General features: G+C 72.9%; 15 protein-coding genes. 4 read left to right on the top strand and 11 right to left on the bottom strand.

Annotation, left to right across the window (positions count from 1 at the left end; all coding sequences use genetic code 11):
* Window positions 1-104: 104 nt before the first annotated feature.
* The 6 genes from hflX to miaA form a co-directional block, all read right to left on the bottom strand.
* The gene (gene hflX, locus ACFC1X_RS30125; protein ID WP_376359438.1) at window positions 105-1,598 is read right to left on the bottom strand and encodes a GTPase HflX; all 1,494 of its coding nucleotides are present in this window, start codon (window positions 1,596-1,598) and stop codon (window positions 105-107) included.
* Window positions 1,599-1,744: 146 nt separating this feature from the next.
* Complete coding sequence (locus ACFC1X_RS30120) at window positions 1,745-3,328, bottom strand: M1 family metallopeptidase (RefSeq protein WP_376359435.1); 1,584 nt, start codon at window positions 3,326-3,328, stop codon at window positions 1,745-1,747.
* A gap of 75 nt (window positions 3,329-3,403) precedes the next feature.
* Entirely contained in the window at window positions 3,404-5,647 is a 2,244-nt protein-coding gene (locus ACFC1X_RS30115; protein ID WP_376359432.1) for a RelA/SpoT family protein, read from the bottom strand.
* A 216-nt stretch (window positions 5,648-5,863) separates the two neighbouring features.
* Window positions 5,864-6,748: a diaminopimelate epimerase gene (gene dapF, locus ACFC1X_RS30110; protein WP_376359429.1), complete on the bottom strand. Its 885-nt coding sequence runs from the start codon at window positions 6,746-6,748 to the stop codon at window positions 5,864-5,866.
* Between the two features lie 69 nt (window positions 6,749-6,817).
* A complete protein-coding gene (locus ACFC1X_RS30105) occupies window positions 6,818-7,318 on the bottom strand; it encodes a hypothetical protein (RefSeq protein WP_376359559.1) in 501 nt (166 codons plus the stop codon).
* A gap of 107 nt (window positions 7,319-7,425) precedes the next feature.
* Entirely contained in the window at window positions 7,426-8,364 is a 939-nt protein-coding gene (miaA, locus tag ACFC1X_RS30100; RefSeq protein ID WP_376359426.1) for a tRNA (adenosine(37)-N6)-dimethylallyltransferase MiaA, read from the bottom strand.
* 183 nt (window positions 8,365-8,547) lie between these two features.
* On the opposite strand from miaA, the gene ACFC1X_RS30095 reads away from it, so the two are divergent.
* Window positions 8,548-8,823 carry a hypothetical protein gene (locus ACFC1X_RS30095; protein ID WP_376359423.1) on the top strand — a complete coding sequence of 92 codons (276 nt, stop codon included), beginning with the start codon at window positions 8,548-8,550 and terminating at the stop codon, window positions 8,821-8,823.
* A 24-nt stretch (window positions 8,824-8,847) separates the two neighbouring features.
* On the top strand, window positions 8,848-9,138 hold the full coding sequence (locus ACFC1X_RS30090) for an antitoxin (protein WP_376359422.1): 291 nt from the start codon (window positions 8,848-8,850) through the stop codon (window positions 9,136-9,138).
* Between the two features lie 109 nt (window positions 9,139-9,247).
* On the opposite strand, the gene ACFC1X_RS30085 is transcribed toward ACFC1X_RS30090, so the two are convergent.
* From ACFC1X_RS30085 to ACFC1X_RS30070, 4 genes are all read right to left on the bottom strand, one after another.
* Entirely contained in the window at window positions 9,248-9,970 is a 723-nt protein-coding gene (locus ACFC1X_RS30085; protein WP_376359420.1) for a class III extradiol dioxygenase subunit B-like domain-containing protein, read from the bottom strand.
* A gap of 49 nt (window positions 9,971-10,019) precedes the next feature.
* A complete protein-coding gene (gene miaB / locus ACFC1X_RS30080; protein WP_376359417.1) occupies window positions 10,020-11,537 on the bottom strand; it encodes a tRNA (N6-isopentenyl adenosine(37)-C2)-methylthiotransferase MiaB in 1,518 nt (505 codons plus the stop codon).
* Window positions 11,538-11,604: 67 nt separating this feature from the next.
* The gene (locus ACFC1X_RS30075; RefSeq protein WP_122618520.1) at window positions 11,605-12,264 is read right to left on the bottom strand and encodes a response regulator transcription factor; all 660 of its coding nucleotides are present in this window, start codon (window positions 12,262-12,264) and stop codon (window positions 11,605-11,607) included.
* Window positions 12,264-13,334 carry a sensor histidine kinase gene (locus ACFC1X_RS30070; protein ID WP_376359414.1) on the bottom strand — a complete coding sequence of 357 codons (1,071 nt, stop codon included), beginning with the start codon at window positions 13,332-13,334 and terminating at the stop codon, window positions 12,264-12,266. Before ACFC1X_RS30070 ends, ACFC1X_RS30075 begins: the two co-directional genes overlap by 1 nt.
* Before the next feature lie 102 nt (window positions 13,335-13,436).
* On the opposite strand from ACFC1X_RS30070, the gene ACFC1X_RS30065 reads away from it, so the two are divergent.
* Window positions 13,437-13,922, top strand: coding sequence for a cation:proton antiporter regulatory subunit (locus ACFC1X_RS30065; protein ID WP_376359411.1), 486 nt, complete (start codon window positions 13,437-13,439; stop codon window positions 13,920-13,922).
* A 4-nt stretch (window positions 13,923-13,926) separates the two neighbouring features.
* Window positions 13,927-15,165, top strand: a complete 1,239-nt coding sequence (locus tag ACFC1X_RS30060) for a cation:proton antiporter (RefSeq protein ID WP_376359408.1) — start codon at window positions 13,927-13,929, stop codon at window positions 15,163-15,165.
* Between the two features lie 23 nt (window positions 15,166-15,188).
* On the opposite strand, the gene ACFC1X_RS30055 is transcribed toward ACFC1X_RS30060, so the two are convergent.
* Window positions 15,189-15,647 (bottom strand): MazG nucleotide pyrophosphohydrolase domain-containing protein, encoded by a 459-nt coding sequence (locus ACFC1X_RS30055; protein ID WP_376359405.1) that lies wholly within the window; start codon window positions 15,645-15,647, stop codon window positions 15,189-15,191.
* Window positions 15,648-15,740: the final 93 nt, after the last annotated feature.

Here is a 15,740-nt window from a genome sequence, read left to right as displayed (position 1 = left end):
GCTCCCGGCAGGCCGAAGGCCCGCCTCCGCGACGTGCGGGGGCGGGCCTTCTTCGCGCTTGCGGCACTCGGGTGCCCGGGCGCTGGGGTGCTCGGGCGCTCGGGTCAGAGCGCGGGCGCCGGAACGTACGGCGTCAGTTCCGCCGCCAGCTCCTCGTGCACCCGCACCTTGAGCAGGGTGCCCTCCGCGGTGTGCTCCTCGGAGATCACCTCGCCCTCGTCATGGGCGCGGGCGACCAGCTTGCCGTGGGTGTACGGCACGAGCGCCTCGATCTCGACCGAGGGACGCGGCAGCTCGTTGTCGATCAGCGCGAGCAGCTGGTCGATGTTCCGGCCGGTGCGTGCCGAGACGGCGATGGCCCGCTTCTCGATTCGCAGCAGCCGCTGGAGCACCAGCGGGTCGGCCATGTCGGCCTTGTTGACCACGACGATCTCGGGTACGTCGGTGGCGCCGACGTCCCTGATCACCTCGCGCACGGCGGCCAGCTGCTCCTCCGGGACCGGGTGCGAACCGTCGACCACGTGGAGGATCAGGTCGGATTCGCCGACCTCCTCCATCGTGGAGCGGAACGCCTCGACCAGGTGGTGCGGCAGATGCCGGACGAAGCCGACGGTGTCGGCCAGCGTGTACAGCCGGCCGCTCGGCGTCTCCGCGCGGCGCACGGTCGGGTCCAGGGTGGCGAACAGGGCGTTCTCCACCAGCACGCCCGCGCCCGTGAGGCGGTTGAGCAGCGAGGACTTGCCGGCGTTGGTGTAGCCCGCGATGGCGACGGAGGGCACCTTGTGGCGCTTGCGCTCTTGGCGCTTGATCTCGCGGCCGGTCTTCATCTCCGCGATCTCCCGGCGCATCTTCGCCATCTTCTCGCGGATCCGGCGCCGGTCCGTCTCGATCTTGGTCTCACCGGGACCACGGGTGGCGAGGCCGCCGCCCTTGCCGCCGCCCATCTGACGGGACAGCGACTGACCCCAGCCTCGCAGCCTGGGCAGCATGTACTGCATCTGCGCGAGCGCCACCTGCGCCTTGCCCTCTCGGGACTTGGCGTGCTGGGCGAAGATGTCCAGGATCAGGGCCGTACGGTCGATGACCTTGACCTTGACGACGTCTTCGAGGTGGATCAGCTGTCCGGGGCTCAGCTCACCGTCGCAGATGACCGTGTCGGCGCCCGTGTCGAGGACGACGTCGCGCAGCTCCTCGGCCTTGCCGGAGCCGATGTACGTCGCGGCGTCGGGCTTGTCGCGGCGCTGGATCACGCCGTCGAGCACGAGGGCGCCGGCGGTCTCGGCGAGGGCGGCCAGCTCGGCGAGCGAGTTCTCCGCGTCCTGCACGGTGCCCGAGGTCCATACGCCGACGAGGACGACCCGCTCCAGGCGGAGCTGGCGGTACTCGACCTCGGTGACGTCCTCGAGCTCGGTGGACAGGCCCGCCACGCGGCGCAGGGCCGCGCGGTCGGAGCGGTCGAACTGCTCACCGTCCCACTGCGAGCCGTTCTCGTGGTTCCAGGCGACGTCCTCTTCCATCAGGGCATCGGCCCGGAGGCCCTCGGGATAGGTCTGCGCGAGACGCTTGGTGTCCTGGGAGGGGGAAGAAGAGGAGGTCATTGGATCCTTACGTAGTCGAGAGAGGGATCGCGCGGCACGTCGGCTGCGACATTCTGCACAACGCACGAGCCGCCGGGGAGATTCCCGCGGCCCGTACCGCGCCGTCCCGAAGATGGTCGCACGGCACGGGCCGTCTCGTCACCGGCTTATTCGCCGTGCGCCTTGTGGGACCCGTGCGCCTTGTGGGACCCGTGCGCCTTCTGGGACGCGGGCGCCTTGGCGGCGGCCTTCGGCTTCCAGTCCGGGTGGCCGGGCATCGGCGGGGTCTTCTCGGCGTAGAGCCAGCCCTGGAAGAAGGCGCGGAGGTCGCGGCCGGAGATGTCGGAGGCGAGCCGGACGAAGTCGGCGGTGGTGGCGTTGGCGTCCCGGTGGCGGTCGACCCAGGCCGCCTCCAGGCGCTCGAAGGCGGTCCGGCCGATCTCCTGGCGCAGCGCGTAGAGCACGAGCGCGGCACCGTCGTAGACGTTGGCGCGGAAGATGCCGGTCTTGCTGCCGGAGGTGGGCGGCTTGGGGGCGGCCGGGGGGCCTCCCTTGGCGCGCCAGCCGTCGGAGGCGCCGTAGGCGGCCTTCATCCGCGCCGCCACGGGCTTGTCCGCGGTCTCCTCCGCGTACAGCGCCTCGTACCAGGTGGCGTGCCCCTCGTTCAGCCACAGGTCGGACCAGGTGCCCGGGCTGACGCTGTTGCCGAACCACTGGTGGGCCAGCTCGTGGACCATGATCGACTCGACGAACCACGCGGGGTAGCCGGGCTCCGTGAACAGTTCGCGCTCGAAGAGGGAGAGCGTCTGGGTCTCCAGCTCGAAGCCGGTGGTGGCGTCGGCCATGAGCAGCCCGTACGTCTCGAAGGGGTAGCGCCCGACCTTCTTCTCCATCCAGGCGATCTGGTCCGGCGTCTTCCTCAGCCACGGTTCGAGCGCCGCGCGGTGCTCGGTCGGCACGACGTCCCGTACCGGCAGCCCGTGCGGGCCGGTGCGGTGCAGCACCGTGGAGCGGCCGATGGACACCTGGGCCAGCTCGGTCGCCATGGGGTGCTGGGTCCGGTACGTCCAGGTGGTCGAGCCGCCGGTGCGGTCGACGCCCGCCGGCAGTCCGTTGGCGACGGCCGTGAGCCCGTCGGGCGCGGTGACGCGGAAGGTGAAGCTCGCCTTGTCGGAGGGGTGGTCGTTGCAGGGGAAGACCAGGTGGGCGACGTCGGCCTGGTTGGCCATGGCGAGGCCGTCGGCGGTGCGCACCCAGCCGCCCGGGCGGTCCTCGGCGTACACGGGATCGCTGCTGTGCCGCACGGTGATCCGCGTCCACTCGCCCTCGTCGAGGGCGTCCGCGGGTGTGACGACCAGGTCCTCGCCGGCCGTGGCGAAGTCCGCGGGCTCTCCGTCGACCTCGACGGAGACGACCTCGCCGTGGGCGAAGTCGAGGTTGACCCGGTCCAGGTCGGCCGTCGTCCGGGCGTCGATGGTGGTGACGGCCTTCAGCGGCTTGGTGTTGCTGCCCGAGTAGGTGAAGGAGAGGTCGTACGCCGTGACGTCGTAGCCGGGGTTTCCCAGGTGCGGGTAGAGGCGGTCGCCGACGCCGAGCGGGGCCGGCGGGGCGCTCGCGGCGATCAGGCAGACGGAGACGGCCGAGGCGAGCAGCGCCGCCGCCCTGAGTCGGCGGCGGGAGCGTACGCGGGGCCGTGGGTGCGCGGACTGAGGGGCGCGAGGGGTGCGAGTGGTGTGAGGGGTCTGCGGCATCCCTCACGGCTATCAGCGCGCGCGTGCCCCGCGGCGACGGCGCGCGCCCGGGGCACCCGAACGGGTACGTCCCGCTCAGGCCCCGGTGGGCTGCGGCTGGGACCTGCTGACGTCGTACACACCGGCCACGTCGCGCATCGCGCGCATCAGGGCGGGCAGCCGGGCCGCGTCCGGGAGCAGCACGGTGTAGGTGTGGCGGACCCGCTGGCGGTCCGGGGGCTCGACGGTCGCCGAGACGATCTCGGCGCCTTCGAGGGCCATGGCCTCGGTGAGGTCGGCCAGGAGGTGCGGGCGGCCGAACGATTCGGCGAGCAGGGTGACCCGGCACTCGGTGCTGTCGCCCCAGCGCACATCGACCTCGGGCCGCCCGGCGCTCTTCATGCGGGCCACGGCGGGGCACTCCGCGCGGTGCACGGTCACCACTCCCCCGCGGACGGCGAAGCCGGTGATCCGGTCCGGCGGCACGGGCGTGCAACAGCCGGCCAGGCGGACGGTCGCGCCCGGCGGGTCGACCAACACGTCGGGGGAACCGGAGCCGGAGCCGGGGCGGACCTCCGGCGCGTCGGCCGCCGGGCGGAGGGCGGGCGCGGGGGCGTCGTCGGCCGGGGCGGCGCTGCGGGCCGGAGTCCCGGCCGCTGCTTCTGCCTCTGCCTCTGCCCCTGCCCCTGCCGCCGCCTCGGTCTCCAGGTCGGCGGGCGTGGGTGCCGGACGCGCGGCGAGGCGGCGCTGGATGGCGATCCGCGCGGCGGGCGTGTGGGCGTGCTCCAGCCAGTCGCTGGAGGGCTCGGAGGCGGGGTCCTGGCCCATCAGGAGCTGCACGCCGTCGCCGTCGCGCAGCACCGTGCTCATGGTGGCCAGGCGGCCGTTCACTCGGGCGCCCATGCAGGCGTGCGCGTCCTCGCCGTACTGGGCGTAGGCGGCGTCGACGCAGGTGGCGCCCTCGGGGAGGCCGAGGGTGCCGCCGTCGGGGCGGAAGACGGTGATCTCGCGGTCCTGGGCGAGGTCCTCGCGCAGGGTGGACCAGAAGGTGTCGGGGTCGGGTGCGCCGCGCTGCCAGTCGAGCAGCCGGGAGAGCCAGCCGGGGCGGGTCGGGTCGGCGCGTTCGCCGTCGCCCGCGGTCTGCTCCTCCGGCGGCGTGGCGTAGGGGTTGCCGAGCGCGACGACGCCCGCCTCGGCGACCTTGTGCATCTGGTGGGTGCGGATGAGGACTTCGACGACCTGGCCGTCCCGCGCGCGGGCCACCGCGGTGTGCAGCGACTGGTACAGGTTGAACTTGGGGACGGCGATGAAGTCCTTGAACTCCGAGACGACGGGCGTCATACAGGTGTGCAGTTCGCCGAGGACGGCGTAGCAGTCGGCGTCCTCCTGCACGAGCACCAGGAGGCGGCCGAAGTCGGCGCCGCGGAGCGGATCGCGTTTGCGGGAGACGCGGTGCAGGGAGACGAAGTGGCGCGGCCGGATGAGGACTTCGGCGTTGATGTCGGCCTCGCGCAGCACCTTGCGGACGTCCTCGGCGACCTCGGCCAGCGGGTCGTCCGCGCGGGCGGCGTTCTCGTCGACCAGCTCGCGGGTGTGCTCGTACTCCTCGGGGTGCATGACCGCGAAGACGAGGTCCTCCAGCTCGGACTTGAGCGCCTGGACGCCGAGCCGTTCGGCGAGCGGGATGAGTACGTCCCGGGTCACCTTGGCGATGCGCTCCTGTTTCTCGCGGCGCATGACGCCGAGGGTGCGCATGTTGTGCAGCCGGTCGGCGAGTTTGATCGACATCACGCGGACGTCGTTGCCGGTGGCGAGGAGCATCTTGCGGAAGGTCTCGGGCTCGGCGGCGGCGCCGTAGTCGACCTTCTCCAGCTTGGTGACGCCGTCGACGAGGTAGCGGACCTCGGCTCCGAACTCCTCGCCGACCTGATCGAGCGTCACGTCGGTGTCCTCGACGGTGTCGTGCAGGAGGGAGGCGGTCAGGGTGGTGGTCTCCGCGCCGAGTTCGGCGAGGATCAGGGTCACGGCGAGGGGGTGGGTGATGTACGGCTCGCCGCTCTTGCGCATCTGGCCGCGGTGCGAGGACTCGGCCAGCACGTAGGCGCGGCGCAGCGGGTCGAGGTCGGCGTCGGGGTGGTGGGCGCGGTGGGCCTCGACGACGTGGCCGATGGCGTCGGGCAGCCGGCCGCGGGCGGTGGAGCCGAGCAGGGCGGCGCGGCCGAGGCGGCGCAGATCGATCCGGGGGCGGGCCTTTCTGCGGGCTCCCGCGGGCGCGACCGGGCCGACGCTCGCGGGCGTCACGGGGCCGGGGCTCGCTGGATTCACGGCCTCCGCGTTCATGGGCACCTCCGGCTGCGTAAACCGGCGGACGGGGTATCCCAGGGCGGACACGGCTCAGGGGATGGTGTCGGTCCCCCGTCCGGGCCGGTGCTTGATGCTATCGAGCCCACCACGTGCGGCCGACCGCCTCTCGCCGAGCGTGAAACGGATCACCCATTCGAGCGATGAGCCGAGGGTTTACGTTTTCGTACTGAGTGTCATGGACCGGGCTGTGGTTCACCCGGCCGTCGTGGTGGCGAGTACCCCTTCCAGCCATGCGGAGTCGAACTCTCCCTCCGCGACGATCACTGCCGGACCGGTCATCTCGATCTCGCCGTCGGTGCGCTCGGTGATCACCAGGGTGCCGCCGGGCAGGTCGACGGTGTAGGTCGCCGGGGTGCCGGTGACCGCCGGGTCGGCGCCGTCCCTGCGCGCGGTGGCGACGGCGACGGCACACGCGCCGGTGCCGCAGGAGCGGGTCTCCCCGGAGCCGCGCTCGTGCACGCGCATCGCGACGTGGCGGGGGCCGCGGTCGACGACGAACTCGACGTTGACCCCGTCCGGGTAGGCGGCGGCCGGCCCGACGGGCGGCGCCGTGTACAGGTCGCCCGCGTGGTCGAGGTCGGCGACGAAGGCGACCGCGTGCGGGTTGCCCATGTTCACGTTCCGCGCGGGCCAGTGGCGCTCGCCGACGCGCACCTCGACGTCGCCCTCGGGGAGCAGCGCGCGGCCCATGCCGACGGTGACGTCACCGTTCTTGGCGAGGTGCACGGTCTTCACGCCCCCGCGCGTGGCGACGGCGAGGTCTCCCTCGGTGACGTGCCCGGTGCGCTGGAGGTAGCGCGCGAAGACCCGCACTCCGTTGCCGCACATCTCGGCGACCGAGCCGTCGCCGTTGCGGTAGTCCATGAACCACTCCGCCTCGGCCGCCATGCCCCGGGCGTCGGGGTGCGCCGCGGACCGCACCACGTGCAGCAGTCCGTCGCCGCCGACGCCCGCACGGCGGTCGCACAGGACGGCGACGGCGGCCGGGGGCAGGTCGACGGTGTTCTGCGGGTCCGGGACGATCACGAAGTCGTTCTCGGTGCCGTGACCCTTGAGGAAGGCGATCCGCGTGCTCATTCCTCGATCGTACGGGTTGGGTACGACGAGCCGGGGGCGGGAGCGTGGGGGTGCGCGCGGGCGGGGGTCTCAGCCCCGCAGGCGGGCCACCCGCCACACGGCCAGGACGACGATCGCGACGACCGCCAGGGCGTAGACGGTGATCATCCGCCAGTCGGCACGGCGCCCGGATCCGCGCTGTGGGAGGCCGGGCCAGGTGTAGCCGACGCGGCGGGCGGCCATCATGCCCCAGCCGGCCGCGCACGAGCAGATCAGCAGCCCCAGCATGGCGATCACGGCGCCGCTGTCGCCGAAGTCGAAGGCGAGCGGGAAGGCGAACATCAGGGAGCCGACGGCGGCCAGGCAGACGATGGGCGCGAGCTGCCAGATCCGCAGTCGCCGCTGGGGGCGCAGCTCGACCTCGACCTCGTCCCCGTACATCTCGTCGGGCTCGGGGCCGTCGGCCGCCACGCCCTGCGGAGTCTCGTCGGGGCCGTCGGGGCTCAGAGCGGGTCCGTCCGGCTCCGGGCCACCGGGGCCGGCGGTGCCGTGCTCGGTGCTCGGTGCGGTGTCGCGAGGGCCGGCCTCCATCGCCACGCGCCCTCCCAACTAGGACTCACTCGGTCGATCGAAGCTCGATGATGGCACGCCGTCGGAGGCCGGGATGACGGCCGGGGCGTCCCGATGCCATCACGTGATCAGGCTGTAACCGGTCGTTCGACCAACGACAGGGCGAGCCGCGGAAGTTCCGTGCGATCCGCCACACCCCCACTCAACCAGTGCACCCGCGGGTCGCGCCTGAACCATGAATCCTGACGGCGCGCGAAGCGCTTGGTGGCACGGACGGTCTCCGCGCGCGCCTCGTCGAGCGTGCAGTCACCGGCGAGCGCCGTGAGCACCTGCTGGTAGCCGAGCGCGCGCGACGCCGTACGCCCCTCGCGCAACCCCCGCGCCTCGAGTGCGCGCACTTCCTCGACCAGTCCCGCCTCCCACATCCGGTCGACACGGAGGGCGATGCGCTCGTCCAGTTCGGGGCGCGCCACGTCGACGCCGATCTGCACGGTGTCGTAGACGGAGTCGTGACCGGGGAGGTTGGCGGTGAAGGGCCGGCCGGTGATCTCGATCACCTCGAGCGCGCGCACGATGCGGCGGCCGTTGCCGGGGAGGATGGCCCGCGCGGCCTCCGGGTCGGCGGCGGCGAGCCGGGTGTGCAGCACCCCCGAGCCCAGCTCGGCGAGTTCCTCCTCCAGCCGGGCCCTGACCTCGGGGTCGGTGCCGGGGAACTCCAGGTTGTCGACGGCGCCGCGGACGTAGAGGCCGGAGCCGCCGACGAGGACGGGCCAGCGCCCCTCGGCGAGCAGGGCGTCGATCCGCTCGCGGGCCAGCCGCTGGTACTCGGCGACGGACGCCGTGACCGTCACGTCCCAGATGTCCAGGAGATGGTGCGGGACGCCGCCGCGTTCCCCGGGTGTCAGTTTGGCGGTGCCGATGTCCATCCCACGGTAGAGCTGCATGGAGTCGGCGTTGACGACCTCGCCGCCGAGCCGCTGGGCCAGGAAGACGCCCAGATCGGACTTTCCGGCCGCGGTGGGTCCGACTACGGCGATGACACGGGGGGCGGAGGGTGCGCTGCTCACCGCACCAGTCTCGCAAACCCCGCACCTCGCCCCCGAACGAGTTACGTGACGGTCCGTGGCCGGGGTCGTTGCCCGTTGCGAGGTTCCCGCTCCCCGGACGGCCGGGGCGATGGCCCCGGCCACGCAATCGGACGCACCGGATGCCGCGGGATTTCGCCCGCACGAGTAACGTATGGAGTTGAAATGGGCGTTTTTGCACGGCTTCTCCGGAAGTCGAAGAACACCGAGGAGGCGTCGGCCGCCGAGACCGGGGCCGACGGCACGGAGACCGAGCGGGCCGCGGAGGAGAACACGGCGGAGGCCGCGGAGACGGCCGAGTCCGGCCCTCGGAACACCGCGGAGACCGACGAGGCCGCCACGGCCCCCGAGGCCGCCGACTCGGACGGTGTCGGCATCCCCAAGCAGCAGTCCGCCGGGGAGGCCGTCGACAACGAGACCGACAAGGGCGCCCGCACCTGACCGCCCCGTGAGGGAAGGCGAACCATGGGTCTCCTGGACAACTTGAAGGCCAAACTCGGACCGGCGAAGGGCAAGGTCTCCGACCTCGCGCAGCAGCACGAGGGCAAGATCGATCGCGGCCTCGACAAGATGGCGCGGACCGTCGACGAGAAGACCAAGGGCAAGTACAGCGACCGGATCCAGACCGGCACGGGCAAGGCCAAGGGTGCCGTGGACCGTCTCGCTCACAAGGACGAGGGAACGGGCGGAGGCGGCGGCACGCCGGGCAGCACCCCGGGCGGTACGCCACCGGCCGGACCCCCTCCGGCCTCCTGACCCGGCACTCCGGCGGGTCATCCTCGCCTCGGCGGACGGTCACGGAGCGGATCAGCGCGTCAGCTGACCGGCTCCGTGACCGTCCGCCGAGGCGCTGCCACGACTACGACTACGACCACGCGGCCGCGACGTACCCCACCCCGTACGGGGCGTCCTCGTACAGCAGCGTGCTCGACAGGCCCGTTCCCCCGGCCGCGCCCGCGAGGACCTGCCAGGGAGCCCGGCCGGACACCTTCAGCTCACGGGCGAGGGCGACGTCCAGCCCGGCGAGGGCGGTCACGTCCGCCGCGCCCAGCGCGCGCCCCGCCGCCGCGTCGAAGGGCGCCGCCCGCTCGTCGAGGTAGCCCGGCGCCTTGAGGGTGCGGCACGCGCTGGCGTCGCCGAGCACCAGCAGCGCCATCCGCCCGGCCCGCCCGGCGAGGTCACGGCCGACGGCGGCGCACCGCTCGGCGGGAAGGCCCTCCCCCACTCCGACGCCCTCGACGGGCGCGTGGGACCAGCCGGTACGCGCGAGCAGCCAGGCCCCGACGGCGAAGCCGTACGGCAGTTCGCTCCCGGCCGGCAGCGTTGCCTCCCCGGTGTCCGGGCCCAGCCGCACGTCCAGGTCCACGCCGAAGCCGCGGAACGAGCCCGGCGTCCCCTGCGGGTAGATCTCCGGCCCGGCCGAGTCCGCGGGTCCGACGACCACGAGCCGGTCGGGCCGGGCGGCGGCGAGCACGCCCAGCGCGTCCGTGCACGCCGCGCGGGCGGCGTCCAGCTCGGGTGCGGCGCCCGCGGCGACCTCCGGGACGAGGAGCGGCGGGCAGGGGCAGACGGCGGCGGCGACAAGCATGATCGGCAGCGTAACCCCGCGCCTCGCCCGGGGTCGCACTCCCCCGCGGTCAGTCGCAGCCGCAGCCGCTCGCCACGGCCGGCTGGGGCTCGGGCACGCCGATCTTCGGCAGGCCGAGCATCACGCCCGCGGGCTTGGCCTGCTCGGCCGCGTTGCGCTTCTCCCAGGCGTCGCCCGCGCGGGTGCGGCGCACGTCGAGGACCGCGCCCTCGGCGAGGAGGTGGTGCGGGGCGGCGTAGGTGATCTCGACCGTCACCACGTCGCCGGGGCGGACCTCCTGGCCGGGCTTGGTGAAGTGCACCAGGCGGTTGTCGGGGGCGCGGCCGGAGAGGCGGTGGGTGGTGCCGTCCTTGCGGCCCTCGCCCTCGGCGACCATCAGCTCCAGGGTGCGGCCGACCTGCTTCTTGTTCTCCTCCCAGGAGATCTCCTCCTGGAGGGCGACGAGGCGCTCGTAGCGCTCCTGGACGACCGCCTTGGGGATCTGGCCGTCCATCTCGGCGGCCGGGGTGCCGGGCCGCTTGGAGTACTGGAACGTGTACGCCTGGGCGAACCGGGCCTCGCGCACCACGTGCAGGGTCTGCTCGAAGTCCTCCTCGGTCTCGCCGGGGAAGCCCACGATGATGTCGGTGGTGATCGCCGCGTGCGGGATGGCGGCCCGCACCTTCTCGATGATCCCCAGGTAGCGCTCCTGCCGGTAGGAGCGGCGCATCGCCTTCAGCACCGGGTCGGAGCCGGACTGGAGCGGCATGTGCAGCTGCGGCATGGCGTTCGGCGTCTCGGCCATGGCGGCGATGACGTCGTCGGTGAAGTCGCGCGGGTGCGGGGAGGTGAAGCGGACGCGCTCCAGGCCGTCGATGCTCCCGCAGGCGCGCAGCAGCTTGCTGAACGCCTCGCGGTCGCCGATGTCGGAGCCGTAGGCGTTGACGTTCTGCCCGAGGAGGGTGATCTCCGAGACGCCCTCGGCGACCAGGGCCTCGACCTCGGCGAGGATGTCGCCGGGGCGGCGGTCCTTCTCCTTGCCGCGCAGCGCCGGGACGATGCAGAACGTACAGGTGTTGTTGCAGCCGACGGAGATGGAGACCCAGGCCGCGTAGGCGCTCTCGCGCCGGGTCGGCAGCGTGGACGGGAACGCCTCCAGGGACTCGGCGATCTCGACCTGCGCCTCCTCCTGCACGCGGGCGCGCTCCAGCAGCACCGGGAGCTTGCCGATGTTGTGGGTGCCGAAGACGACGTCCACCCAGGGGGCGCGCTTGACGATGGTGTCGCGGTCCTTCTGCGCGAGGCAGCCGCCGACCGCGATCTGCATCCCGGGCCGGCTCGCCTTCTTCGGGGCGAGGTGGCCGAGGTTGCCGTACAGCTTGTTGTCGGCGTTCTCCCGTACGGCGCAGGTGTTGAAGACGACGACGTCCGCGTCGCCGTCGGCGCCCTCGGCGGCGCGGACGTATCCCGCGTCCTCCAGCAGGCCGGACAATCGCTCGGAGTCGTGGACGTTCATCTGGCACCCGTAGGTGCGTACTTCGTAGGTGCGCGTGCCGCCCACTGTCTGGCTCCGGTCGATGCTGCTCATGGCAATAAGGGTAGGCGGTCGGCGGCGATGGCCCGGGCCGCCTGTGGACAACCCGGATCGGGGCTGGTCAGGGCTCGATCAGGCCCGCGCGGATCGCGTACCGGGTCAGCTCCAGTCGGTCGCGCACGCCCAGCTTCTGCAGGAGGTTGGCGCGGTGGCGTTCGACGGTCTTGGCGCTGATGAAGAGCAGTTCGCCGATCTCCTTGGAGGTGTGGCCCTCGGCGACGAGCTTGAGGATCTCCTCCTCGCGTTCCGTGATGGGCCGCTCCGGCAGGTCGCCGCCCCGGTCCATGCGGTCCAGGTAGGACCGGACGAGGGCGCGTTCGGCGCCGGGGTAGATGAACGGTTCGTCGCGCACGGCGGCCCGGCACGCCTCGACCAGGTCGCGGTCGGCGACGGACTTGAGGACGTATCCGCAGGCGCCGGCCTTGAGGGCCTCGAAGAAGTACTGCTCGTTGTCGTACATGGTCAGGATCAGGATGCGCAGCTCGGGCAGCCTGCGGGAGAGTTCGCGGGCCGCCTGGAGGCCGGTCATGCGGGGCATCGCGACGTCCAGAACGGCCAGGTCGACCTCGGTGGCCCGGGCCGCCGCGACCGCCTCGGCACCGTCACCGGCCTCGGCGACCACCGTGAGGTCCGGTTCGCCGTCCAGGATGAGGCGTACCCCGCGGCGTACGAGGGTGTGGTCGTCGGCGAGCAGGACGCGGATCGGGGGCCGTGCGGACATCAGGGGCTGTCTCCGGTTCGGTCTGCGGAACGCTCCCCGGGCGGGGTGGGGACGCGCAGGCGTACGTCGGTGCCCCCTCCGGGGGCGGGTTCGAAGTGGATCTCGGCTCCTATCAGCAGGGCCCGCTCGCGCATGCCCCGGATGCCGGCGCCCTCGGCGGCCGGGCCGAGACCGGTGCCGTTGTCGCGGACGAGTAGTTCGACACCGTCGGCAAGCGGACGCAGGCTGAGCGCGGCGTGGTCGGCGGCGGCGTGCCGGGCGGTGTTGGTCAGGCCCTCCTGGGCGACGCGGTAGAGCACCAGTTCCGCCTCCGGGGCGAGCGGGGGCAGGTCGCCGGGGACGTGGTGCTCGACGGACAGCCCGTGGTGGGTGAACTCGGCGGCGAGGGAGCGCAGCGCGCTGGGGAGGCCGAGTTCCTCCAGGACGCCGGGGCGCAGCCGGCGGGCGATGCGGCGGATCTCGTCGAGGCCGGACCGGGTGGCCTCCTGCGCCAGCGACACCTCTTCGCGCAGCTCGCCGGGGACCCGGTCGGCGACCCGCTTGAGCTGGAGGAGAACGGCGGTGAGGGTCTGGCCGACCTCGTCGTGCAGTTCGCGGGCGATGCGGTGGCGTTCGCGTTCCTGGGCCTGGAGCGCGCGGCCGGCGCCGGCCGCCCGTTCGGCCTGGAGCCGGTCCAGCATCGTGTTGTACGTGGCGATCAGCTGCGCCGCCTCGGCCGGTCCGGCGACCGCGGGGCGGGCGCCGGGCACCAGCAGGTCGGCGGTGGCCATGGCCCGGCCGAGCCGGTGCAGGGGGTTGAGGCCGATGCGCAGGACGACCGCGTTTCCGGCAAGGAGTGCCGCGAGGCCCACCAGCAGGATCAGTGCCTCGCCGGGCAGGACCGGCGTCGAGACGGTGAGCGGTCCCAGGAGCAGGGCGGTGGCGACGAACAGGCCCGCGGCGTTGAGCGAGAAGATCCGCCAGAAGAGCGACACGGTCCTCTTTCCGCTCCTCTCGGCTTCCGCGCACGACACCGCCGAGGCCAGCCTCCGCGCCCGCGACCGGCCGCGTATATCCGTCACGACACCCATATCGCCACCGTACGTGCGGATGACAGCATGGCGGGGCCGTGAGCACGTCACGTACGTGCGGGAAGTGCGGCAAGGGAAGCAAGACGAATGAGGGGAAAGCTCGTGTCAGCACCACGCCTGAGGGCGACGCCGCTGCCGGGTATCGGGGTCCAGTACGACCTGGTGACCCGGGATCACCGCCATCTGTCGGTGGTGGCACACCGCGACGGCGCCCGCACGGTGAACGTCTACCGGGCCGACGACCCCGACTCGTGCGCCCACTCGCTGCGGCTGACCGGCCCCGAGGCGGGCGCGCTGATCGACGCGCTGAAGCCCTCGCACCACAGCGCGAACCTCCTCTACACCACGGACCTGGGCCTGGTCGCCGAGCGGATCGAGGTGTCCGCCACCTCCCGCTGGAACGGGCGGCTGCTGGGCGAGACGTGCATGCGGACCGAGACCGGCGCGTCGATCGTGGCAGTGCTGCGGAGGGCCGAGGCGATCCCCTCGCCGGCACCGGACTTCCGGCTCGTGGGTGGTGACACCTTGATCGTCATCGGCACCCGTGAGGGCGTCGACGCCGCCGCGGCGATACTCGGGCAGGAGTGAGCCGGTGCACTCCGCGGTCCTCCTGATCGAGTTCGGTTCCATCATCCTGGGGCTGGGGCTGCTCGGCCGGTTCGCCGGGCGCTACCGGCTCTCCCCCATCCCGCTGTATCTGCTCGCCGGTCTGGCCTTCGGCGAGGGCGGGCTGCTCCCGCTCGGCGCGAGCGAGGAGTTCGTCGCCACCGGTGCCGAGATCGGTGTCATTCTCCTGCTGCTGATGCTGGGCCTGGAGTACACGGCCAGCGACCTCGTCACGAACCTCAAGTCCCACTATCCGGCCGGCCTCGTCGACTGCGCGCTCAACGCGGTGCCGGGTGCGGTGGCCGCGCTGCTGCTGGGCTGGGGTCCGGTGGCGGCCGTCGTCCTCGCCGGCGTCACGTGGATCTCGTCGTCCGGTGTCATCGCCAAGGTGCTGGGCGATCTGGGCCGGGTCGGCAATCGCGAGACGCCGGTGATCCTGAGCGTGCTGGTCCTGGAGGACCTGGCGATGGCGGTGTACCTGCCGATCGTCACCGCGCTGGTCGCCGGTGCCGGCCTGATGACCGGCAGCATCACGCTGGCGGTCGCGCTGGCCGCGGCGGGGCTGGTGCTCTTCGTGGCGGTCCGCTACGGCCGGCTCATCTCGCGGTTCGTCTCCAGTGACGACCCGGAGAAGCTGCTGCTGGTGGTGCTCGGCCTGACGATCCTGGTCGCGGGTGTGGCGCAGCAGCTCCAGGTGTCGGCCGCGGTGAGCGCCTTCCTGGTGGGGATCGCGCTGTCCGGCGAGGTCGCGGAGGGCGCGCACACGCTGCTGAGCCCGCTGCGGGACCTGTTCGCCGCCGTGTTCTTCGTCTTCTTCGGCCTGCACACGGACCCGGCCAGCATTCCGCCGGTCCTGCTGCCGGCCCTCGCGCTGGCGCTGCTCACGGCGGTGACGAAGATCGCCACCGGGTACTGGGCGGCACGGCGCGCCGGGATCTCCGTCAAGGGCCGCTGGCGTGCGGGCGGGGCGCTGGTGGCGCGCGGCGAGTTCTCGATCGTCATCGCGGGTCTCGCGGTCTCGGCCGGCATCGAGCCGTCCCTGGGCCCGCTGGCCACGGCCTACGTCCTCATCCTGGTCGTCCTCGGCCCCCTCACCGCCCGTTTCACCGAGCCGCTGGGGATGCGCCTGTTCGGCCGCCGCGACCGTCCCGACCGCCCGGGCGGCGGCGTCCCCGACGGGGCGTCCCGGACGCCGACGGGGGCGGAGGCGTCGGTCGGCGACTGACGGCGGGCTCAGCCGCGCGGGCCTCAGCCGCGCGGCGTCTCCGGCATGTCCGGTGTCCGCGGCGTCTCCGCCGCGTCCGGCGTCCGTGGCGTCCACCCCTGGCGGCGCAGGACGGCGGAGACGTCCGGTGCCTCGTAGTGGTCGCCCTTGAGGACCTTGCCGTCGGCGCGGCGGCTGACGCTGCCGTCGGGGCCGAGCTTGGTCATGTTGGAGCGGTGGATCTCGGCGATCACCTCGTCCAGGTCGATGCCGTGGACGAGGGCCGTGCCGTAGGCGACGTAGACGACGTCGGCCAGTTCGTGCGCGAGCCGGTCGAGCGGTCCCGTCACCGACACCTCCGCGACCTCGGCGGCCTCCTCGGCGAGCAGCTCACCTCTGTGCGCCGCCAGGCCGGGCGGGACCTCGGTCGGGGCGCTGCGGGCGTCCAGCCCGAAGGCGAGGTGGAAGGCGTGGACCAGGTCGGCGGGCGAGGTGTCGCTCATGCCGAGGACTCTAGCGACCGCCACCGACAACGGTCCCCGCGCTCCCGGGGCCGCGGTGTGAGCTCGGCCCTGGTCAGTGCCGGTGCGGGCTGG

This window comes from Streptomyces sp. NPDC056128, assembly GCF_042263835.1.
Taxonomy (GTDB): domain Bacteria; phylum Actinomycetota; class Actinomycetes; order Streptomycetales; family Streptomycetaceae; genus Streptomyces.
Note: the sequence above shows the minus strand (reverse complement) of the source record. Positions and strands in the feature narration are given on the sequence as shown.

Coding starts and splice junctions, on each gene's coding strand:
- ACFC1X_RS30070 (WP_376359414.1), bottom strand. CDS start 13,334: ATGGGTGTCGTGACGGATATACGCGGCCGGTCGCGGGCGCGGAGGCTG.
- ACFC1X_RS30120 (WP_376359435.1), bottom strand. CDS start 3,328: ATGCCGCAGACCCCTCACACCACTCGCACCCCTCGCGCCCCTCAGTCC.
- hflX (WP_376359438.1), bottom strand. CDS start 1,598: ATGACCTCCTCTTCTTCCCCCTCCCAGGACACCAAGCGTCTCGCGCAG.
- ACFC1X_RS30075 (WP_122618520.1), bottom strand. CDS start 12,264: ATGTCCGCACGGCCCCCGATCCGCGTCCTGCTCGCCGACGACCACACC.
- ACFC1X_RS30090 (WP_376359422.1), top strand. CDS start 8,848: ATGGGTCTCCTGGACAACTTGAAGGCCAAACTCGGACCGGCGAAGGGC.
- dapF (WP_376359429.1), bottom strand. CDS start 6,748: ATGAGCACGCGGATCGCCTTCCTCAAGGGTCACGGCACCGAGAACGAC.
- ACFC1X_RS30105 (WP_376359559.1), bottom strand. CDS start 7,318: ATGGAGGCCGGCCCTCGCGACACCGCACCGAGCACCGAGCACGGCACC.
- ACFC1X_RS30085 (WP_376359420.1), bottom strand. CDS start 9,970: ATGCTTGTCGCCGCCGCCGTCTGCCCCTGCCCGCCGCTCCTCGTCCCG.
- ACFC1X_RS30055 (WP_376359405.1), bottom strand. CDS start 15,647: ATGAGCGACACCTCGCCCGCCGACCTGGTCCACGCCTTCCACCTCGCC.
- miaB (WP_376359417.1), bottom strand. CDS start 11,537: ATGAGCAGCATCGACCGGAGCCAGACAGTGGGCGGCACGCGCACCTAC.
- ACFC1X_RS30095 (WP_376359423.1), top strand. CDS start 8,548: ATGGGCGTTTTTGCACGGCTTCTCCGGAAGTCGAAGAACACCGAGGAG.
- ACFC1X_RS30115 (WP_376359432.1), bottom strand. CDS start 5,647: ATGAACGCGGAGGCCGTGAATCCAGCGAGCCCCGGCCCCGTGACGCCC.